General features: G+C 31.7%; 28 protein-coding genes and 1 pseudogene. All 29 read left to right on the plus strand.

The window, feature by feature from the left end:
• The first annotated feature begins 17 nt into the window (after positions 1 to 17).
• On the plus strand, positions 18 to 2,006 hold the full coding sequence (gene uvrB, locus BLA55_RS01765; RefSeq protein WP_073372398.1) for an excinuclease ABC subunit UvrB: 1,989 nt from the start codon (positions 18 to 20) through the stop codon (positions 2,004 to 2,006).
• Between the two features lie 10 nt (positions 2,007 to 2,016).
• Positions 2,017 to 4,860, plus strand: coding sequence for an excinuclease ABC subunit UvrA (gene uvrA / locus BLA55_RS01770; protein WP_073372399.1), 2,844 nt, complete (start codon positions 2,017 to 2,019; stop codon positions 4,858 to 4,860).
• A 44-nt stretch (positions 4,861 to 4,904) separates the two neighbouring features.
• Entirely contained in the window at positions 4,905 to 5,837 is a 933-nt protein-coding gene (gene hprK, locus BLA55_RS01775; RefSeq protein ID WP_073372400.1) for an HPr(Ser) kinase/phosphatase, read from the plus strand.
• A complete protein-coding gene (gene lgt / locus BLA55_RS01780; protein ID WP_073372401.1) occupies positions 5,824 to 6,816 on the plus strand; it encodes a prolipoprotein diacylglyceryl transferase in 993 nt (330 codons plus the stop codon). The genes hprK and lgt overlap by 14 nt, the downstream gene beginning before the upstream one ends.
• A complete protein-coding gene (locus tag BLA55_RS01785) occupies positions 6,809 to 7,732 on the plus strand; it encodes an NAD(P)/FAD-dependent oxidoreductase (protein ID WP_073372402.1) in 924 nt (307 codons plus the stop codon). Before lgt ends, BLA55_RS01785 begins: the two co-directional genes overlap by 8 nt.
• 131 nt (positions 7,733 to 7,863) lie before the next feature.
• Entirely contained in the window at positions 7,864 to 9,513 is a 1,650-nt protein-coding gene (locus tag BLA55_RS01790; RefSeq protein WP_073372403.1) for a ribonuclease J, read from the plus strand.
• An 11-nt stretch (positions 9,514 to 9,524) separates the two neighbouring features.
• On the plus strand, positions 9,525 to 11,036 hold the full coding sequence (locus BLA55_RS01795; RefSeq protein WP_073372404.1) for a hypothetical protein: 1,512 nt from the start codon (positions 9,525 to 9,527) through the stop codon (positions 11,034 to 11,036).
• Positions 11,036 to 11,380 carry a thioredoxin family protein gene (locus BLA55_RS01800; protein WP_073372405.1) on the plus strand — a complete coding sequence of 115 codons (345 nt, stop codon included), beginning with the start codon at positions 11,036 to 11,038 and terminating at the stop codon, positions 11,378 to 11,380. Before BLA55_RS01795 ends, BLA55_RS01800 begins: the two co-directional genes overlap by 1 nt.
• Before the next feature lie 224 nt (positions 11,381 to 11,604).
• Positions 11,605 to 11,910: a 30S ribosomal protein S10 gene (rpsJ, locus tag BLA55_RS01805; protein ID WP_073372406.1), complete on the plus strand. Its 306-nt coding sequence runs from the start codon at positions 11,605 to 11,607 to the stop codon at positions 11,908 to 11,910.
• A gap of 45 nt (positions 11,911 to 11,955) precedes the next feature.
• Positions 11,956 to 12,780, plus strand: coding sequence for a 50S ribosomal protein L3 (gene rplC / locus BLA55_RS01810; protein ID WP_073372407.1), 825 nt, complete (start codon positions 11,956 to 11,958; stop codon positions 12,778 to 12,780).
• 8 nt (positions 12,781 to 12,788) lie between these two features.
• Positions 12,789 to 13,415, plus strand: a pseudogene (gene rplD, locus BLA55_RS01815) (50S ribosomal protein L4); the annotation flags it as partial.
• Positions 13,415 to 13,879, plus strand: a complete 465-nt coding sequence (gene rplW / locus BLA55_RS01820) for a 50S ribosomal protein L23 (protein WP_073372409.1) — start codon at positions 13,415 to 13,417, stop codon at positions 13,877 to 13,879. The pseudogene rplD and the gene rplW, both read left to right, overlap by 1 nt.
• A 113-nt stretch (positions 13,880 to 13,992) precedes the next feature.
• The gene (gene rplB, locus BLA55_RS01825; protein WP_073372410.1) at positions 13,993 to 14,838 is read left to right on the plus strand and encodes a 50S ribosomal protein L2; all 846 of its coding nucleotides are present in this window, start codon (positions 13,993 to 13,995) and stop codon (positions 14,836 to 14,838) included.
• Positions 14,838 to 15,116, plus strand: a complete 279-nt coding sequence (rpsS, locus tag BLA55_RS01830) for a 30S ribosomal protein S19 (RefSeq protein ID WP_073372411.1) — start codon at positions 14,838 to 14,840, stop codon at positions 15,114 to 15,116. Before rplB ends, rpsS begins: the two co-directional genes overlap by 1 nt.
• Positions 15,116 to 15,460, plus strand: coding sequence for a 50S ribosomal protein L22 (gene rplV, locus BLA55_RS01835; protein WP_073372412.1), 345 nt, complete (start codon positions 15,116 to 15,118; stop codon positions 15,458 to 15,460). Before rpsS ends, rplV begins: the two co-directional genes overlap by 1 nt.
• Positions 15,460 to 16,110 (plus strand): 30S ribosomal protein S3, encoded by a 651-nt coding sequence (gene rpsC / locus BLA55_RS01840; RefSeq protein WP_073372413.1) that lies wholly within the window; start codon positions 15,460 to 15,462, stop codon positions 16,108 to 16,110. The genes rplV and rpsC overlap by 1 nt, the downstream gene beginning before the upstream one ends.
• The gene (rplP, locus tag BLA55_RS01845) at positions 16,110 to 16,535 is read left to right on the plus strand and encodes a 50S ribosomal protein L16 (protein ID WP_073372414.1); all 426 of its coding nucleotides are present in this window, start codon (positions 16,110 to 16,112) and stop codon (positions 16,533 to 16,535) included. Before rpsC ends, rplP begins: the two co-directional genes overlap by 1 nt.
• Entirely contained in the window at positions 16,535 to 16,726 is a 192-nt protein-coding gene (gene rpmC / locus BLA55_RS01850) for a 50S ribosomal protein L29 (protein WP_073372415.1), read from the plus strand. The genes rplP and rpmC overlap by 1 nt, the downstream gene beginning before the upstream one ends.
• 1 nt (position 16,727) lies before the next feature.
• On the plus strand, positions 16,728 to 16,997 hold the full coding sequence (rpsQ, locus tag BLA55_RS01855; RefSeq protein ID WP_073372416.1) for a 30S ribosomal protein S17: 270 nt from the start codon (positions 16,728 to 16,730) through the stop codon (positions 16,995 to 16,997).
• The gene (gene rplN / locus BLA55_RS01860; protein ID WP_073372417.1) at positions 16,997 to 17,362 is read left to right on the plus strand and encodes a 50S ribosomal protein L14; all 366 of its coding nucleotides are present in this window, start codon (positions 16,997 to 16,999) and stop codon (positions 17,360 to 17,362) included. Before rpsQ ends, rplN begins: the two co-directional genes overlap by 1 nt.
• A 15-nt stretch (positions 17,363 to 17,377) precedes the next feature.
• Complete coding sequence (gene rplX, locus BLA55_RS01865) at positions 17,378 to 17,707, plus strand: 50S ribosomal protein L24 (RefSeq protein WP_073372418.1); 330 nt, start codon at positions 17,378 to 17,380, stop codon at positions 17,705 to 17,707.
• Position 17,708: 1 nt separating this feature from the next.
• Positions 17,709 to 18,257: a 50S ribosomal protein L5 gene (gene rplE, locus BLA55_RS01870; RefSeq protein ID WP_073372419.1), complete on the plus strand. Its 549-nt coding sequence runs from the start codon at positions 17,709 to 17,711 to the stop codon at positions 18,255 to 18,257.
• A complete protein-coding gene (locus BLA55_RS01875) occupies positions 18,257 to 18,442 on the plus strand; it encodes a type Z 30S ribosomal protein S14 (RefSeq protein WP_036463585.1) in 186 nt (61 codons plus the stop codon). The genes rplE and BLA55_RS01875 overlap by 1 nt, the downstream gene beginning before the upstream one ends.
• Entirely contained in the window at positions 18,442 to 18,837 is a 396-nt protein-coding gene (rpsH, locus tag BLA55_RS01880; protein WP_073372420.1) for a 30S ribosomal protein S8, read from the plus strand. The genes BLA55_RS01875 and rpsH overlap by 1 nt, the downstream gene beginning before the upstream one ends.
• A 9-nt stretch (positions 18,838 to 18,846) precedes the next feature.
• Positions 18,847 to 19,386, plus strand: coding sequence for a 50S ribosomal protein L6 (rplF, locus tag BLA55_RS01885; protein WP_073372421.1), 540 nt, complete (start codon positions 18,847 to 18,849; stop codon positions 19,384 to 19,386).
• A gap of 21 nt (positions 19,387 to 19,407) precedes the next feature.
• Positions 19,408 to 19,758 (plus strand): 50S ribosomal protein L18, encoded by a 351-nt coding sequence (rplR, locus tag BLA55_RS01890; RefSeq protein ID WP_073372422.1) that lies wholly within the window; start codon positions 19,408 to 19,410, stop codon positions 19,756 to 19,758.
• Complete coding sequence (rpsE, locus tag BLA55_RS01895; RefSeq protein WP_073372423.1) at positions 19,758 to 20,390, plus strand: 30S ribosomal protein S5; 633 nt, start codon at positions 19,758 to 19,760, stop codon at positions 20,388 to 20,390. The genes rplR and rpsE overlap by 1 nt, the downstream gene beginning before the upstream one ends.
• Position 20,391: 1 nt before the next feature.
• Entirely contained in the window at positions 20,392 to 20,826 is a 435-nt protein-coding gene (rplO, locus tag BLA55_RS01900; RefSeq protein WP_073372424.1) for a 50S ribosomal protein L15, read from the plus strand.
• A 78-nt stretch (positions 20,827 to 20,904) separates the two neighbouring features.
• A complete protein-coding gene (locus BLA55_RS01905) occupies positions 20,905 to 21,240 on the plus strand; it encodes a hypothetical protein (RefSeq protein WP_073372425.1) in 336 nt (111 codons plus the stop codon).
• Positions 21,241 to 21,321 lie beyond the last annotated feature (81 nt).

Consider the following 21,321-nt stretch of genomic DNA (forward strand, 5'->3'; position numbering starts at 1 on the left):
AATATAAAATTATTGTTATGAGTATTTTTCATTTAAAAGCTAATTATCAACCTAGCGGTGATCAACCACATGCAATTTCCGAGTTAGTCGAGGGAATTAATGATGGATTAAAAGAACAAATTTTAGTCGGTGTAACTGGATCTGGTAAAACTTTTACGATAGCAAATGTTATCAAAAATTTTGATCGACCAGTTTTAGTTTTGTCACACAACAAAACTTTAGCAAGCCAGCTTTATAGCGAGTTAAAAGGTTTCTTTCCTGACAATGCTGTAGAGTATTTTGTTAGTTATTTTGATTATTATAGACCTGAAGCTTATATCCCGACATCGGACACCTATGTTGAGAAAGTTTCTGCGACTAACCAAGATATTGAATTACTAAGAATGTCCACAATTAACTCGCTAATGAAGAGAAGAGATGTTATTGTTGTAGCTTCAGTTTCGTCAATCTATGGTGCTTTAAATCCGAATGAATATCAAAAAAATATTTTTGAAATTTATGTCGGACTTGAATATGGAATGAAGAAGTTTTTAAATAAATTGGTTCAAATTAAGTATGATCGGAATGATGCTGACCACGTTTCTGGGACTTTCTTAGTTAAAAGCGACTCTGTTTTTATTACACCTGCGGACAGTGAAAATTATTTAATTAGAGTAGATTTTTTCGGGGACGAAATTGAAGGAATTTACCATGTAGATAAATTAACAAAAAATATAATAGAAAAATTTAAAGTATACACAATTTACCCTGGGGAGGCTTACGCGGTCGAAAACTCAGTTTTTGACAAAGTTATACCTTTAATTAATAGCGAATTAGAAGAAAGAATAAAACATTTTCAAAATCAAGGTAAGTTATTAGAAGCTCAGCGGATTCGTGATCGTGTAATTAACGATATGGACGACATGAAAGAGTATGGTTTTTGTAATGGAATTGAAAACTATTCAATGTATTTAGATGGACGTACCTTTGGAGAAAGACCATATACTTTATTTGATTATTTACCAAATGATGCATTAATTATCATTGATGAGTCACATATGATGATTCCACAGCTAAATGGTATGTATAAAGGAGATAGAAGTCGTAAGGAAACTCTTGTTGAGTACGGATTTAGATTGCCATCGGCACTGGAAAATAGACCATTAAAATTCGAAGAATTTGAAGAGTCATTCAACCACCAAAAGATCTATATCTCAGCTACTCCGGGAGATTATGAGTTGGATAAAACCGAAGGTGTAATTACCAAGCTATATGTTAGACCGACCGGACTTTTAGATCCGACAATTGAAATTAAACCAACTGAAAATCAAATCGAAGACATCTACGATCAAATTCAATTACAAAATAGCAAAAATGAAAGAACGATTATTTTAACCACAACTAAAAGAATGGCTGAAGAATTAAGTGCTTATTTATTATCTAAAAACATAAAAGCCGCTTATATTCATTCTGAACACACGACCTTTGAAAGAAATGAAATCTTAAGAAAATTAAGAAAAGGGATTTTTGATGTGGTTGTTGGGATTAATTTACTTAGAGAGGGGATTGACTTACCTGAGGTTTCGCTTGTTGTTGTGTTGGATGCAGACAAAGAAAGTTTTATGCGTAATACACGTAGCTTAATTCAGATTGTTGGACGTGCAGCCAGAAACGTTAATGGTAAGGTTATTTTCTATGCGGACCATATTTCCAAAAGTATGGAAGAGTGTATTAGGGATAATAATGAAAAAAGATCAATTCAAATTGCGTATAACAAGAAACACAACATCATTCCGCAAACAATTATTAAACCAATCCCAGAACCAATCCACGGGGACGATTTAGAAAATCAAGTTGAAAAAATATTAACAAATGAAGTCAATACAAAAACTAAAAAAGGAAAAGAATCAAAAGAAGAATTAATTCAAAAACTTAGAGAACAAATGAATCAAGCTGCAAAGGAGCTTGATTATGAAAGAGCTATTGAATTAAGAGACATTATTTTAGAGTTACAATCTAAAAAATAAAGGAGCGAAAATGTCAGCAAAAGACGAAATTGTTGTAAAAGGAGCACGTGAAAATAACTTAAAAAATGTTTCACTGACAATACCAAAAAATAAATTAGTTGTATTCACTGGATTAAGTGGTTCAGGTAAAAGTAGTTTAGCATTTAATACGATTTATGAAGAGGGACGAAGAAGATACGTAGACTCCTTAAGTGCTTATGCCAGAATGTTTTTAGGCGGTACCACTAAACCTGATGTGGATAGTATTGATGGTCTTTCACCATCGATTTCAATTGAGCAAAAAACAATTCATAACAATCCCCGTTCGACAGTTGGGACAGTTACTGAAATTTATGATTATTTTAGATTGTTGTTTGCAAGAGTTGGTAAACCATATTGTCCAAATCACAACATTGAAATTTCTTCTCAAACTTCGAAAGACATATTAAACTCAATTTACGAAAATTCAGAAAATAGTAAATTGATCATTTATGCACCTTTAGTTGAACAAGAAAAAGGGACACATAAAAATTTACTTGAAAAATTGAAAAGAGACGGTTACATAAGAGCTAAAATCGACGGTAATATTTTTTTATTAGAAGATAAAATCGAACTAAGCAAAAATATCAAACACGATATTGATTTAATTATCGATCGTATTGTTTTAAATGAAGAAAATTACAATCGTATTGCAGAAGCGGTAGATATCGCGTCCGATTTATCTGGTGGTATGGTAAAAATTGAGAATTTAGATATCAAAGAAACTAATGTATATTCTAAATCGCACTCATGTATTTATAAAGATTTTGAAATGCCTAAAATCGAAACAAGACTTTTTTCATTCAACTCTCCTTTTGGAATGTGTCAACACTGCAAAGGTTTAGGTGTTGAAATTAAAGCTGATTTTGATGCGTTAGTTCAAGAAACTTGAAGAACAATTCGAGAAGGAGCGATTAAAATTTTTGAAAACACAGTAGGAACACAAAATCTTGAATGACAAGAATTCAAGGTTCTATTAGATCATTATGGTATTTCGATTGACAAACCGATTGAACAAATGACTAAAAAAGAAATCGAAATTATTAAATGAGGTAGCAAGGAAGAAATTGATTTTATACTGATTTCAAGCTCTGGTAATAAAATTAGACGCACAAAGATCATTGATGGAATATTAACAAAAGTCGAAAGACAATATTACGATACATCAAGTGACAGAATTAGAGATTGGCTGAAAAAGTACATGGGGACATTTACTTGTGGAGAGTGTCGTGGTTCACGTTTAAATGAAAAAGCTTTAGCGGTTAAAATTAATAATAAAAATATTTATGATTATGTTCAATTACCTGTTTTAGATATTTTAGAAGCGGTTGAAAATAGAAATTTCAATGAAATGGAAGAGAATATTTCGAAGTTAATTACTAATGAATTAATTAGTCGTTTAACATTCTTGAAAAATGTAGGTTTAGATTATTTAACTTTAAATCGTAATGCGGAAACGCTCAGCGGTGGGGAAGCTCAAAGAATCAGATTAGCTACTCAAATCGGTTCGAATTTATCTGGGGTTCTTTATGTTTTAGATGAGCCTTCAATCGGTTTACATCAAAAAGATAATTTAAAACTAATTAATGCATTAAGAAAAATGGTTGATTTAGGTAATACTCTTATTGTCGTTGAACACGACGAAGAAACAATGTACTCAGCAGATTGAATTGTAGACATCGGACCAAAAGCTGGTGTGCATGGTGGAGAGGTCGTCGCTCAGGGTACAATTGACGACATTTTAAAATCACCAAACTCAATTACTGCTAAATATCTTTCAGGTGAATATAAAATACCAATTCCAAGAAGCAGAAGAAGCGGTAATGGTAAAGTAATAACAATTAAGAATGCGTCTGAAAATAACCTAAAAAATATCGATGTAACCATACCTTTAGGTAAATTAATTGGTGTTACAGGAGTATCAGGTTCAGGAAAAAGTACGTTAGTTAATGAAATTTTAGTTGGTGGTTTACAACATTCATTAGGATTAGCAATTAGTAACGAAAAGAAAAAAGCAAAATTTGATTCGATCTCGGGACTATTCAATATTGATAAAGTTGTCCCAGTTTCGCAATCTCCAATTGGACGTACTCCAAGAAGTAATCCAGCAACTTATACAGGTGTTTTTGACGATATTAGAGATATTTTTACTAATATTGAAGAATCACGTGTTAGAGGATATACCAAATCTAGATTTAGTTTCAATGTCCCAGGGGGACGTTGTGAAAAATGTTCTGGGGATGGTTACTTAAAAATTGAAATGCACTTCTTACCAGATGTTTACGTACCATGTGACCAATGTGATGGAAAACGTTATAATCGTGAAACTCTTGAGATTAAGTATCATAATAAAACAATTGCTGACATCTTGGATTCAACGGTTGAAGATGCAATGAAAATATTTGAAAATAAACCAAAAATTGTTGAAAAACTACAAATTTTAGAAGATGTTGGTTTAGGATATATTAAATTAGGTCAAAGTTCAACAACCCTAAGCGGCGGGGAAGCTCAAAGAGTTAAATTAGCTACCTATTTACAAAAAACTCCAACAGGTAAAACTTTATTTGTTCTTGATGAACCATCTACTGGTTTACATACGCATGATGTGGCCGGTTTAATCAAAATTTTAAATAGAATCGTGGACAATGGGGACACTGTTTTAATTATTGAACATAATTTAGATTTAATCAAATCTTGTGATTATCTTATTGATTTAGGACCAGATGGTGGTGTTAATGGTGGTAATGTTGTTGTAACTGGGACACCTGAACAAGTTGCACGTTCTGGAAAAGGTTATACAGCTGAGTTTCTAAAAGATATATTGGGAATTAATTAAAAATTAATCTATAATTATTTTTATCAATATAAATAAAGGATTTTATGAATAAAAGAAAAATTAGTTCAACTGAAATAATTGAAAAATTTTCATTAAATATCGTCAATGCAGACAATAATCCAAATTATTTGAATATTTATTCACCAGCAATTAAGCGTGTTGGATTAGAATTAACACGTTCAATTAAAAATGAACGTGTTGGCCGTAACATTATTTCTTGAGGAACATCAGAAAGTAAATGATTTAATTCTATTGGTAAGGAAAACACAATTGATGCTTTAAACGCTGTTTTTCAGCATCATCCGCCACTTGTGATTTTATCAAAAGGGGTTTCAGAGCGTGTTCAAAAATGAATAGTTCAAGCGGCTAATGAACATAAAATACCGGTAGCAGTTTCTGAAGATTCAACATCTTTAATTACCACAACAATCGGTACTTACTTAAATGATTTTTATACACAAGAAACACAAGTACACGGATGTTTGGTTTTAATAGGGGGTGTTGGTGTACTTATTGTTGGACCAAGTGGTCTAGGTAAATCAGAGGCAACTCTTGATTTAATTCAAAGGGGACATGTATTTATTTCTGATGATGCGGTTTTAATTAAATATTCAGGCGGACGTTTTGTCGGGCGTTCTCCGCTTATTACCAAAAACTTTTTAGAGGTTCGTGGGATTGGTATTATTGATGTTAAGTACACATATGGTATCAATGCGATAGCTTCAAACTGTACGATCAATTTGGTTGTTGAATTAGTGCAAAAACAAAATCAACACGAGTTAGATCGTTTAGGAATTCATTTTTTAGAGTATCCAATTTTAAAAGGTTCAATCAAAAAAATGCAAATACCAGTCAAAGATGGTGGAAACACAGCTTCTCTTATTGAGGCTGCAGTTAGTGCTTATTTAGCAAGACACGATGGAAACAGTATTTTAGAAGAAATGGAAAAAAGAAGGAGAGATAATGAATACTATTAATGCACCATGAACTCCAGATGCTCCGATAAGAGCAAATGAGTCAATTTATTTATTTTCAATTTGTAGTTATAATTTCCATGTCTACTCTTTAATGATTATGTTGGGGATTCTTTCTTCAATCTTAACCATTTTATTTTTTTGATACCGTGAAAAGTATAAAATCGAAATTTTACTTACTTTCATTTTAATAGTTATTCCTACAGCTATTTTTGGAGCACGTTTGGGATATGTAGTCGAGGCGTTGCTTTACGAAGATAATCCGTTTGCAAACTCACATTGGTACGCACTTTGAGATGGTGGTCTTTCAATTCAAGGGGGTATCATCTTAGCGGCAATTTGTTGTGTTATTTACGGATATACTCAAAGAAATAATATTGATGTACGTAAAGTGGCTAGCATAATTATTCCTACGATTTTGGTGGGACAATTTATCGGTCGTTGGGGAAACTTTGCAAACCACGAGCTATACGGAAAAATTGATTACTCAGGAAAATCATCATTAATTTTTGGAAAAAGTTTTGCTCAACATATGTTTATTGTAGACTCTTTCTCAGAACAACTTTTTGGAAAAGGAGTCGGTGCTTATAGATATCCACTTTTCCTTTATGAGGGATTCTCAACCTTGACAGGATACATTATTATTGTTTGAATATTCAACTTATTTGGTGTTTTCAGACCAGGAGCAACATCTGGTTTATACTTACTTTATTATGGAATAGTCAGAACTGTTATGGAACCAATGAGACAAGATTCATTTAATTTATATGTTATTGTTTCTTTAATTTTTGCTTCAGTTGGTGCACTTATTTTTATGTATTTCCAATTCTTTTCAAGAGTTAAATATGTAAGAGTAAGAAAAAGTTATTATTTTGATTATGAAATGAAAAACGTCGATTTATATCAAAAATGAGTACAAAAATCATCTTTTTCAAATATAATTAACTTATTATTAAAGAAAAAAGGTGTTGAAAATGAATAATAAAATTTGAGATTTATTAATTATTGGATCAGGTCCAGCAGGATTAAACGCAGCTCTTTATGCTTCGAGAGCAAATCTAAGTGTAATGTTTGTGGAAAAAGGTACTCCTGGTGGAAAATTATCATCAACTTCTAAAATTGAAAACTGGTTAGGTACCGAAATGGCAGAAGGTTGAGAAGTGGCTACAGAATTTTTCAATCATGCACAAAAATTTGGGGCTGTTTATAAATATGGTGAAGTTGTAAATATCGAATCAATTTCTGATTTCGAAAAAGAAACAACATTAAAATCTGGGGAAGTCATTAAGTCAAAAACAGTTTTAATTGCTACTGGAATGTTGAACAGAGTACCATCTTTTGTCAAAAATTTAGACAGATTCACGAACCGTGGGGTTAGTTACTGTGCTATTTGTGATGGTCCTATTTTCAAAAACATGCCAGCTTTAGTCTTAGGTGGTGGTAATTCTGCAGTTGAAGAGGCCACATACCTTTCTTCGATCGCTTCAAAAGTTTATGTTTTAACAAAAGATGCAGAATTTACAGCTGAAAAAAGACTTGTTGAAGATCTTTTAAGCAAAGAAAATGTAGAATGTTTTTACAATTCACAATTATTGGAAATTGGTGGGGACAATTTATTAGAGTACGCAATTTTCAAAGATGAAAACGGTCAAGAGAGAAAAATTGAAATTAATAGCTTCTTCCCTTACATCGGTATGATTCCTGCTTCTGATTTTGCAAAAAATCTCAATTTGGAAAATGAAAACGGATTTTTCATTGTTGATGAATTAACAATGTCGACAAATGTACCTGGTATTTATGTAGCTGGGGACATTAGGGTTAAAAATGTAAGACAAATTGTTACAGCTGCAGGTGATGGAGCTATTGCTGCAAAAGCAATTTCAGATTATTTAAGTTAACTAATAGTAAAAGCAACATTTTTTAATAATGTTGCTTTTAGTTATTAATAAAGTAAATAAATTATTTATAATTTAAAAAGTTTTAGTCAATAAAGACTAAAGATCTGAACTTAATTTAGAAAGGGGTTTACATGTCTCATGTTAATTTTTTTGCACTTGGTGGATTAGATGAAAATGGTAAAAACTGTTACGTAATCGAAACAGAAAATGATATTTTTATTATTAATGCAGGTGCAAAAGTACCAATTAATACAACTTATGGTGTGGATACATTAATACCTGATTTTTCATATTTAGAGAAAAATAAAGAAAAAATTAGAGGTGTTTTTATTACAGACGTAAAAAACGAAACTTTTTCTGCTTTGCCATGATTGGTGATGCAAATTCCAAATTTAACAATTTATTCTTCACCTTTTAATCGAATTTTAATTATGGATAGATTGAACAAATATAAAATCAGTCCAAAAGAATATAAGATTGAAATTTTGAAAAAAGAAAATGTGTTTAACGACGTGACTGTGCGTAATTTTATGGTTGCTGGTAGCATGCCGGGGTCAGTTGGGTACGATTTTGTCACAAAAGATGGTGACATTATTTTCTTATGTAACTATGTAAAAGGTGATTTAGGGATTTATGGTCAATCATCTTATGAAGATATTAAGAAAATTACTCAAAATCGTGAAATTTTAACCGTTATTACTGATGCAGGACATTCAAATTATTCTGGTTATGCGATTGATAAAATTGTGCTACCACAAATGGTTAAAGATGCTTTCTTAAAAACACCAGATGATGCTCGAATTATTGTTGGAGCTTATGATGAAGAAATGGTTGCGATCGACCAAATTCTAAACTTAGCATTGCAAACGAATCGACCAGTAACAGCTTATGGTAAAACTTATGCTCAATTATTGTTTTTACTCAAGAAAATTAAAAATGACATTAATTTACCTGAGATAATTGAACATAAAAATCTTAATAAACATCCTAACGCAGTAATTTTAGTGACTGGTTCAATTGAAAGATTATATTCAAGATTTTTAAGAATTGCACACAACAATGATATTCTCTTAAAATTAAGACCAACAGACCGTGTTTTAATGATTGCTCCGCCTATCAATGGGATTGAGGCTTTAGCAGCGTTTGCTCTGGATGAAGTTGCTAAAATTTCACCAATGATTACTGACGTTACACACCACGAATATTACTCACACCGTCCTGCTAGAGAGGATGTGGTGGACCTTCTTAAGGTACTAAAACCTAAATACTTTATCCCAGTTGAGGGACTATATAGATATTTAATTGACATTAGCAACTATGTCAGCGAAACATTCGCTAAAAATGAAGTAACACCTATTGTTTTACAAAATGGTAAAATCGCACATTTTCTAAATGGTAAGTTATTTAGTACAAATGGAAAAATCAAACCTTGCGGGGACACTATTATCGATGGTTTCGGGATTGGGGACATTTCAACTGAAGTTATCTCAGAACGTGAATTGTTAGGTCGTGAGGGATTAGTAATTGTAAGCTTAATTTTTAATTCAAGAACTAAGGAAATTAATTCGAACATTAAAACAAATTATATTGGCGTAATTGGACGTGAAGATAAAGCTGAAATTGATAAATTAATCAAGAGTGTAATTATTCAAGTCACTCAAGATGAACAATTTAAAGGTCTTAAAGACTTACAAGAAAGACTAAGAAAAGTTATTAGAAAGAAAATCTATAAAATTTACGATAAAGAACCTATGGTTGCTATTACGTTTAATGCAGATTAAAAGGTAAAAAAATGAATTTTTGAGAACGTGTAAAATTAAATCGTGAAATTACAAAAAAAACTAGAAATCCGTTTCGAATAGGTCTTTTTGGTTTATTTAAACTAATCAAAAACCGAAGAGTATTTAATAATTTAGGTTTCAAATATGTCGAAGAAATCGAAGCTGATGATCGTTTTTTAGTTAAAAAACCAAATATTATTTGAGAAGTAATTAAGTTTTTAATAATAATGTGCTTATTAGTATTTTTTATTATTTTAACTTATATTGATATCAGTTTTATTGGTTATTTCTATCGTTATTCTTTTGGGATTTTATTTGGTAATTCAATCATCATCATAGGTTTTTTAGTCTTAATTTCAATGTCATTTCACATTTTATCATTAGTTAAACCGCATCATGCTTTTTCGTACTTTTCGCGAATTAGAAAAGTTAATGTTTTTACATTAAAAAAACAAATTAATATTTTCTTGATTCTACTTTTCTTTATTGTTACTTTGTCAATTCATTTAAACCATTATTACAGTAAATTAAGTGATTTTGAATTTAGTCCATCACAAAAAAATCTGTTCCACAGCGGATGATGAGAACTATATAAAGACGGCGGAAAAGGACCAAATGTACAAAACAACTTAGGAGTTATTTTAGATAGCATCTATAACTGTTTATATTATTTATCTGTATCAAGTTTATTGCCTATGTTAATTGTAATTGGTTTGAGCTTGTTTGCAATTTTAAAATTATTCTTAATTGACATTCGTTATACAATCAAAATGTTTTTAGGTTCAGATGGTAGTTTAAAAAGTATTGTGAAAAACTATGAATCACGTAATTTTTACTTTTTAAGTACCGCAAATTTCAAAAAATATACTAATTTTATTTATTTTGTAGCTAGAAAATTCAACGGACCTGTAGACCATAAATTTGTACAACTACAATTATTTGCTTTAAATGAGTCAAAAAAGATTAATTTTGCTGCATTCCAAAGATATTATCAAGAGTTTTTAGATTCAAATAAAAAAGAAAAAGAGATTCCTGTGGACACTTTAAGAATGGAATTTAAACACGAAGATAATGTCCCTAAAGCGAAAAACGAACCAGTTGTTAAAATTGTCAAAGAAGATGTTGACTATGATTTAAAACCTTTAAATCAAGAACCTGAAGCAAAACATATTGAGTACCAAGAAGAATATCAAGAACAACCACATGACTGGGACGATTTTGAAATTAAATCGTACACAGCTACACAATCACACACTAATCCGCAGTATCATCCCCAAGATTTAGATGATGATGAAATTGAATCAAGACACCAAAAACCAGTGTTAAAAACCTACGAACAACCAAAAGAGCAAAAACCAAGATTTGAAAGTGATAAGGTTAATTTAATTGATAAAGATGAAATTGTAATTAAAAACAGCGCGGAAGAAGATTTAAGAAATCCAAAAAACAAGACAACAAACAAAAAAGTTCAAAGTATGGAAGATTTTCTTAAAAGCATTTCACCAATTGAAAAGGACAAGTAATGGAAGTTAAGGGTTGAAAAGAAGTACAATCATTATTAGAAAATAATAAAGACACAATTTATTTTTTAGAATTTACAACTGAATGATGTGGTGATTGTAAAATGATGGCACGGATTATTAATTCTCTTGCTAATGAATATAAAAATGAAGCAAAAATTGAATTTATCAAAATTGATGCTAAACAAGCAAAATTATTTAGAGAAACAGATAATAAGTGACAAATTTTAAAAGTTCCAACACATATTATTTATTTTAAAGATAAAATTTTAAACAAAGGATATGAATATTATCCTAAAGAAATTTTGAAAGAATGAATTGATAAAGCAATTTCTGGGGCAGAATAAAAGGTATTTTTACCTTTTTTTCTTTATTAAAAAACACGATACACCAAAAAGCGTTGTCAGAAATAAAAAAGTCATTTTTTGATTTTGCAAAAAAATTTTTATCTATATAATTTAAAAGCAACTACAACTATGAAGTATAAGGTTGTCATTGTAACAATGTTGTCAAGGTTATGATGAGTTTTTATATGGAGTTGAGTTCAATATAATGAACAAAGGAGACAACAATGAGCAAGTTAAATATTAAAGTGAAAGGTTTCGATCACGCTTTAGTTGATCAAGCAGCTAAAAAAATCTACTTAGTTGCTAAAGAATCAGGTGCTAAAGTTAGTGGACCAATCCCTCTTCCAACAAAAAGAGACGAAGTTACTATTTTAAGATCTGTTCACATTAACAAACCAAGCCGTGAACAATTTGAATCTAGAACAAGTCAAAGATTGGTTGTTATCGAAAACCCTAACCAAGAAGTACAAGATAAAATTAAAAGATTAGAATTACCAGCTGGTGTTGCAGTTTTAATCAAAGTTAAATAAAAATACACAGCAAAAAGAGCTGTTTAAGAATTTTAAGGAGAAAATATGAAAGGAATCTTAGGACGTAAAATTGGAATGACTCAAATTTATACAGAATTTGGAATTTCTGTTCCAGTTACTGTTGTTGAAGTTCAACCAAATGTTGTATCAAAAGTGCTTTCAAGTGAAAAAGACGGTTATGTAGCTACACAACTTGCTGTTTTTGATAAAAAAGCAAGTCGTTCAAACAAACCCGAAACAGGTCACTTCAAAAAAGCTAACACAACACCTAAGCGCTACGTAAAAGAAATTCGTGACATGTCAGGTTACGAATTAGGACAAGTTATTACTGCTGCTGAAATTTTTTCAGCCGGGGAACTTGTTGATGTTATTGGAACATCAAAAGGTAAAGGATTTGCCGGGACAATTAAAAGACACAACCAAGCTATTGGACCTAAATCACACGGTGGAGGGGGAGGTTCACAACCTGTTCGTCAAACCGGTTCATTAGGGGACATTAGTGGTAACAAAGTTGTTAAAGGTATGACAATGCCTGGACATTTAGGAAACGTTAGAACAACAGTTCAAAACTTAGAAGTTGTTAAAGTGTTACCAAATGAAAACCTTATTTTAATTAAAGGATCAATTCCTGGACCTAAAAAATCATTTGTTACAATTAAACAAGCTGTTAAAGGTTTACCAAACCACGAAGCAATTACACTTGTTGACGTACAAGAAGTTATTTTAATGAATGAATTAGTTGAAAAAGCTAAAAAATACAATGTTGAAGTTGTTGCAGGAATGCACTCATCAGAACTTTTACCTTTAATTCAAGCTGCTGAAGAAGCTGAAGCTAAGGAAAAAGAACAAGCGAAAGAAGGAGATAAATAATTATGGCTAAAGCACAAAATCAAAAAGCTCCTCAAAACGTTGAATTAAAATTTGAAGCTAACCTTCCAAAAGAATTATTTGGAAGCGAAAAAATCTATGAACAAGCAATGTTCGACACTGTTTTATCTGACAGAGCATCAAGAAGACAAGGTACACACCAAGTTAAAAACCGTGCTCAAGTTAGTGGGACAGGTAAAAAACCTTGAAGACAAAAAGGGACAGGTAAAGCTCGTGCTGGTTCATTAAGAAGCCCAATTTTCGTTGGTGGTGGTAGAGCATTCGGTCCACAATCAGAGAAAAATTATTCATTAAAAGTTAACAAAAAAGTTAGATTCGCTGCTTTAAAATCAGCATTAACATTATTAGCAAATGATAAATTAGTTGTTGTTGATGATCTAAAATTAGACAAAATTTCTACAAAAGCATTTGTTGCTAAATTAGCTGAAAAAGGTATTCAAAATCTAAAACACGTTTTAGTTGTTACAGAAGATAAAATTGTTTACAAATCAGCTGCAAACGTACCAAACGTACACACAGTAAAAGCACACTCACTTTCTGTTGAATTATTATTATTAGCTGATGTTATGGTTATTTCTCAAGAATCATTAAGTATTTTGGAAGGAAAATTTAAATAATGCAATTAACAGATATTATTAAAAAACCAGTTTTAACTGAAAAAAGTTACCAACAAATGGAATCAAATGTTTATTCATTTGTAGTTGCTTACAACGCTAACAAATTCCAAATCAAAAACGCAGTTGAAACAATTTTCCAAGTAAAAGTTGAGAGAGTTAACACAATCAAAGTTGAAAAACAACCTAAAAACATCGGTCGTTTCCACGGATTCACAAACCGTTACAAAAAAGCTATTGTTAAATTAGCAGAAGGTCAAGTAATTAATTTCTTCCCTGAAGAAGAAGTTAATTCAGAAGAGTTAAAAGAAAAACAAAAAGCTAAAGAAGCTGCTAAAAAAGAAGCTGCTGCAGTAGAAAAAAGAGCTGCAGAAAAATTAGCTGCTAAAAACAAAAAAGTTGCAACTAAAGCTACAAAAGCTCCAGTTGCTAAAAAAATAACAACTAGAAAAGTTGGTGGTGAATAAAATATACCGCAACTTATTAAATACAATAACATAGAAAAATAAATAAAAATTAAGCGGAATTATTGTTGCTTAAAAGACAGAACCGCAACTATTTTTAAGCAAAGGAGAAAGACATGGCTATCAAACACTATAAGCCAACTACAAACGGTCGTCGTAATATGTCTTCTCTTGATTACAAACAAAACCTTAGTGGACACGCACCTGAAAAATCATTATTAGTGATTTTAAAAAATAATGCAGGTCGTAACAACCAAGGTAAAATTACAGTTCGTCACCATGGTGGACGTGTCAAGAGATTTTACAGAATTATCGACTTCAAACGTAATAAAGATAATATCCCAGCTATTGTTAAAACAATTGAATATGATCCAAATAGATCAGCAAACATTTGTTTATTAGCATATGCAGACGGGGAAAAAAGATACATTCTTGCACCTAAAGGAATTAAATTAGGTCAAGTAGTTTACTCAGGAGAAGGTGCTGACATTATTGTTGGTAATGCATTACCATTAAGTCACATTCCTGAAGGTACATTTGTACACAATATTGAAATGCAACCAGGTGGAGGGGGAATCATCGCTCGTAGTGCGGGGACTTCTGCTCAAATCTTAGGTAAAGATGACGATGGTAAATACGTTGTTCTTAGACTAAAATCAGGTGAAACACGTCGTATTTTAGCTCGTTGTCGTGCAACAATTGGTGTTGTTGGAAATGAAGAACACTTATTAGTTAATTTAGGAAAAGCTGGTAAAAACAGACACATGGGGGTTAGACCTACAGTTCGTGGATCAGTAATGAACCCTGTAGACCACCCTCATGGAGGGGGAGAAGGTAAACAACCTATCGGTCGTAAAGCTCCTCTTACACCTTGAGGTAAAAAAGCACTTGGTGTTAAAACAAGAAAAACTAAGAAACCTTCTAACAAATTGATTTTAAGAAGAAGAAAGGATGCTAAATAATGGCTCGTAGTCTTAAAAAAGGTCCATTTGCTGACGAACATTTACTTAAAAAAGTAGATGCAATCGTTGAAGGTAAAGCACCTAAAAAACCAATTAAAACATGATCAAGACGTTCAACAATCTTCCCAAGCTTTGTTGGATTAACATTTGCAGTTCACAACGGAAAACAATTTATCGAAGTTTATGTTACAGATGATATGGTAGGACACAAATTAGGTGAATTTTCTCCTACACGTACATTCTCAGGACACGGTGCAGATAAAGGTAAGAAGAAATAATGAATACACAACAAGCAAAAGCACACGTTAAAATGCAACGTGTAAGTGCTCGTAAAGCTCGTTTAGTAGCAGATCTTTTCAGAGGAAAAGATATTCGTTTGGCACTTGGTATTCTTAAAAATATAAACCGGAAAGCTGCTCCATTATTCGTTAAATTATTAAACTCTGCAATTGCAAACGCTACAAACAATCATGGTATGGATGCATCAAAATTATTTGTTAAAGAAGTATTAGTTAATGAGGGACCTACTCTTAAAAGATTTCAACCAAGAAGTCAAGGTAGAGCATATTCTATTTTTAAACGTACATCACACTTATCAATTACTTTAGAGGAGAGAAACTAATGGGACAAAAGGTTAATCCAAATGGATTTCGTTACGGTATAACAAAACCACATGTTACAACATGATTTGCTGATAAAGCAGATTTTGGTAACAAATTAGTTGAAGACGCTAAAATTTATAAATTCTTTGATAAGTTAGTACGTCAATACCAAATCGGAAAAGTAGAAATCAAGAGAACTCAAGCAGATAAAGTTACAGTTGTTTTACACACAGCTAAACCAGCAGCAATTTTAGGTCAAGAAGGTAAAAACATTGAAGACCTAACAGTTAAATTAACAAAATTCATTAAAAACAAACACATTAAATTAAATCTACAAGTTGTAGACTTAAAAAATCCTGATTTAAACGCTAAATTATTAGCAGAAATGATTGCAACAAAATTAGAAAACCGTGAATCATTCCGTATTGCACAAAAAATGGCAATTAGAAATGCTTTACGTGCAGGTGCTAAAGGAATCAAAACAGCAGTTAGTGGTCGTTTAAATGGAGTGGACATGGCTCGTACTGAAGGATATTCAGAAGGTGAAATGAAACTACATACATTAAGACAAAACGTACACTATGCAACAGCTACAGCTCGTACAACTTACGGTGCTATTGGTGTTAAAGTTTGAGTTTCTTTAGGTGAAATTTTGGAAGGAGATAAATAATGCTTCAACCAAAAAGAACTAAATACCGTAAACCTTTCTTATTAAAACACGATAAACGTCGTGCACACAAAGGAAACAAAGTTTCTTTTGGAGAATTTGGTTTACAAGCTACTTCAAGTGCATGAGTAGATGCTCGTCAAATCGAAAGTGCTCGTATTGCTATTACAAGACGTATGGGACGTGAAGGACAAGTTATTATCCGTATCTTCCCTCACTTTGCAAAAACTTCTAAACCTATTGGATTACGTATGGGATCTGGTAAAGGTTCTCCTGACAAATGATATACAGCTGTTAAAGTTAACACAATGATGTTTGAAGTTAGTGGAGTTAAAGAAGAAATCGCACGTGACGCTTTACGTTTAGGTGGTCACAAACTTCCTGTTACATGAAAAATTGTTAAGAAAGAACAAGAAGGAGAAAACTAATGTTATACAAAGACATTAAAGAAAAAAGCACAGAAGAACTTCAAAAATTAGTGAATGACCTTAAAGCTGAATTATGAACCTTAAGATTCAAAAACGCAACTGGTTCATTAGACCAAACACACAAAATTAAATTAATCAGAAAAGATATTGCTAAAGTTTTAACTGCTTTAAATGAAAAAGGAGCAAAATAATATGGAAAGAAATCAAAGAAAAACTCGTGTTGGGACAGTAGTTTCAGCCGGTAAAACTCCAAAAACTATTATTGTTGCTGTTGATACTTACAAAAAACACCCCCTATACTCAAAACGTTTTAAATCAACAAAACGTTTCGCTGTACATGACGAAAACCATGAAGCTAAATTAAACGATATTGTTGTTATTATGGAAACACGTAAATTATCTAAAACAAAACACTTTAGATTAGTTTCTATTAAAGAACGTGCAATCGAAGGAGCTAAATAATGCTAATTGAATTATCAAAAGCAAACGTAGCTGATAACTCTGGTGCTAAAGAAATCGGTGTTATCCGTATTTTAGGTGGAAGTAAGAAAAAAGTAGCAAAAATCGGTGATATTATTGTGTGTTCAGTTAAAAAAGCTATCCCTAACGGTATGGTTAAAGAAGGTCAAGTTGTTAAAGCTGTTGTTGTAAGAAGTCGTTATGGAATTCAACGTCAAAATGGATCATACATTCGTTTTGATGATAATGCTGTTGTTATTTTAAAAGAAGATCTATCACCACGTGGAACACGTGTATTCGGACCTGTTGCTCGTGAAATTCGTGAAAAATTCCCAAAAATCGTTTCACTAGCACCTGAAGTTTTATAATAAGAGGAAAATTATATGAACAAAATCAAATTTAAGAAAAACGATGAAGTAATCGTTATTGCTGGTCGTGAAAAAGGGAAAACAGGACGTATCGAATCTGTAGATCACAAAAAACAAACAGTTATTATTAAAGATTTAAACATGGTGACAAAACACAACAAACCATCACAACAAAATACAGAAGGTTCTATCTCAACTAAAGAAGCTCCAATTCATGTTTCAAATATTGCGATTTTAGTTAAAAAAGCAGGAAAAAATGCTCCAGCTCAATTCTCAAAAATTGGATACTTAGTAAAAGATGGTAAAAAAGTAAGAGTTGCAAGAAAGACTCAAAAGGAAATCTAATATGAATTTAAAACAAGTTTATTTAGAAAAAGCTGTTCCAGCTTTAAAAGAAAAATATAATTATTCATCAGTAATGCAAGTTCCAAGAATTGAAAAAGTTGTACTTAACATGACAGCTGGTAAAGAAGTTTCAAACTCAAAAGCAATCGAAGAAGTATTAAACGAATTAACTCAAATTTCATCACAAAAACCATATCAAACTGTTGCTAAAAAATCAAACGCTTCATGAAAATTACGTGAAGGAATGCCTATGGGGGGTAAAGTTACTCTTCGTAGAGAAAGAATGTGAGATTTCTTAGAAAAATTAATCAATGTTGCAATGCCACGTATTCGTGATTTCCGTGGTGCAAATCCTAAAGCTTTCGATGGAAGAGGGAACTATGCTTTAGGTGTTAAAGAAGAAATCATTTTCCCAGAAATCGAATTTGACAAAATTCGTCGTATTAAAGGACTTGACGTCCTAATCGTAACAAGTGCAAATACAAATGAAGAAGCTAAAAGTTTATTAGAATTAATTGGTATGCCATTTGAGAAAAAAGGAGATAAATAATGGCTAGAAAAGCATTAATTGAAAAAGCGAAACGTCATCCAAAATTCTCTACTCGTGCTTACACACGTTGTGAATTATGTGGACGTCCACACGCAGTTTTAAGAAAATACAAAGTATGTCGTATTTGTTTTAGAAATCTTGCTCATGAAGGTAAGATTCCAGGTATGAAGAAAGCGAGTTGATAATGTTTATTACAGATCCAATTTCAGATATGATTGTGCGTATTAAAAACGCAAATCAAAGAAAACACAAAACTGTTTCAATTCCTTACTCAAATAAAAAAGCCAAAATTCTTGAACTAATTTTAGAAGAAGGATACATTACTTCATTTTCAGTTGAAGGTGAAGGTGTTAAAAAATCATTACTTGTTACATTAAAATACAAAGGAACACAATCAGCAATCGTTGGTATTAAACGTGTTTCAAAACCTGGATTAAGAGTTTACGTAAAAGCTGATGAATTACCGAAAGTATTATCAGGATACGGAACCGCAATTATCTCTACATCTAAAGGAATTATGACTGAAAAACAAGCTAGAAAGGAAAATGTAGGTGGTGAAGTTGTTGCCTACATTTGATAGGTAGTTGATATGTCTCGTGTTGGAAATCGTGTTTTAACAATTCCTGCCGGAACAACTATTACAGTTGATGGTACTAAAGTTACTGTAAAAGGTAAATTAGGAACATTAGAAAGAGTTTTCAGTCCAAAAATTACAGTTAAAGTAGAAGATAATCAAGTTACAACAGTTCGTGCAAACGAAGAAAAACATACAAAACAACTACACGGAACAACTAACGCTCACATCGCAAACATGCTTAAAGGTGTAAGTGAAGGGTTCAAAAAAGATCTTGAAATTAAAGGGGTTGGTTACAAAGCGGTATTAAAAGGAAGTCAATTAGTAATTAGTGCTGGTTACTCACACGAAGTTACATTAAACATTCCTTCTGATGTACAAGTTGTTGTATCTAAACCTACTGAAGTTTCAGTTAGTGGAATTGACAAACAAAGTGTTGGTCAATTTGCATCACAAGTTAGAGCTATTAGAAAACCTAATCCATATTCTGGAAAAGGAATTGCATATAAAGGTGAATACATTAGACGTAAAGAAGGGAAAACAGCTTCTAAATAGTTGTTTGAAGGAGAATAAAATATGGCTAAATTATCTAGAAATCAAGCAAGAAAAATTAAGCATGTTCGTCTACGTCAACACATTTCAGGGACAGCTGTTAAACCTCGTTTAAACGTTTTTAAATCACACCAAAATTTATATGCTCAATTAATCGATGATTCAAAAGGAGTTACATTAGCTAGCGTTTCAACATTAAAAGATGCTGAATACGGTGGAAATGTGGCTGCAGCTTCAAAATTAGGTGCACTAATGGGAGATAAAATTAACGCATTAGGTATCAAAGAAGTTGTATTTGATCGTGGAGGGTACATTTACCATGGACGTGTTAAAGCTTTTGCGGAAGCTGTAAGAGAAAAGGGAGTTAAATTCTAATGGAAAACCAAAAAAATGTTAATGTAGAAAACAAAGAAAATTCTACAAAAGTAGTTACTCGTAAACCTTCTGAAAAATCAGATAAAAAATCACGTACAGAAGGTGCAAAACGTCCAGTTAGAAAAGAATCTCGTCGTCCAAAAAGAGAAGAAGTTCGTAGCGAATTCAACGAAAAAGTAGTTGATATTGCTCGTGTTACTAAAGTTGTTAAAGGTGGAAGAAGATTTAGTTTCTCAGCCTTTGTTGTTGTCGGAAATGGAAAAGGATTGGTTGGATACGGACACGGAAAAGCGAATGAAGTTCCAGATGCAATTAAAAAAGCTGTTAAAGACGCACAAAACAACTTAGTAAACGTACCTCTTTACAATGGAACAGTACCACATGAAACAAACGCTAAATTCTTAGCTTCTAAAGTTATGTTAAAACCTGCTCCTAAAGGTAAAGGGCTTATCGCTTCAGGAACAGTTCGTGCTGTTGTTGAATTAGCAGGGTATACAGATATCGTAACTAAAACTTACGGATCACGTTCAAAAGTTAATATCGTTAAAGCTACTGTGGAAGCATTAAAAGTTTTACGTACACCAGAACAAATTGCTCAAATTAGAGATAAAGATGTAAAGGATTTAATTTAGTATGAAATTACATGAATTAAAATACACTGAAGGTTCAAGACCAGAAAAACACCGTAAAGGACGTGGACACGCAGCCGGAAAAGGGAAACAAGCTGGTAAGGGACAATCTGGACAAAACAAACGTAAAGGACACAGATTAGGATTCGAAGGGGGTCAAACTCCTTGATTCCGTAGAATCGGAAAACGTGGATTCAAAAATGTTAACCACGTTGAATTTCAAGTTATTAACTTAAAGGACTTAGAAGCAAAATACAACAATGGTGATGAAGTAAACATTGAATCATTATTTGAAAAAGGATTAATTAAAAGAACTTTACCTATTAAATTATTAGGTAATGGAACTCTAACTAAAAAATTAACAGTAGTTGTACACAAAGCTAGTGAATCAGCAAAAAATGCTGTTGAACAAGCTGGTGGTTCAGTAAACGAATTATAATATCCAAATAATAGGTAAAAAACCTATTATTTTTTTTATTTTTGCAGTTTTTCAACATTATATATATGAGGAGAAAATATGACAAAAATAATTGAAGAACAAATTGAATACAAATTAAACAACGCAGAAAACTTATTTTATAACCAACCATTTTGCGTTAGAGAAAAATTCATCAATGATTTAGAAATAGATTTATACAAATATGCTAGTTCCTTTATATCATCATGTCCAAAATGTTTTTGTGAAAATGTTCATTTAAGCTATAGAAAACACAAAAAAGCATTTGAACATAGACCGTGCAATTTTTACTTTAATCCACGTACATTTTTAACAAATAAATCACACGAAAAAGGATTTAACTGATATAAAGAACTAAATAAATTCAAACAAGACCATTGAATGATACTCTATTAGCTACTGTATTGGTAGCTTTTATTCTTTTTTATTCAAAATTTTTATATAATTAACATTGCTAAATAGGAGAGTAATGAAAAT

This window comes from Mycoplasmopsis pullorum, assembly GCF_001900245.1.
GTDB classification, from domain to species: Bacteria; Bacillota_I; Bacilli_A; order Mycoplasmatales; family Metamycoplasmataceae; genus Mycoplasmopsis; species Mycoplasmopsis pullorum.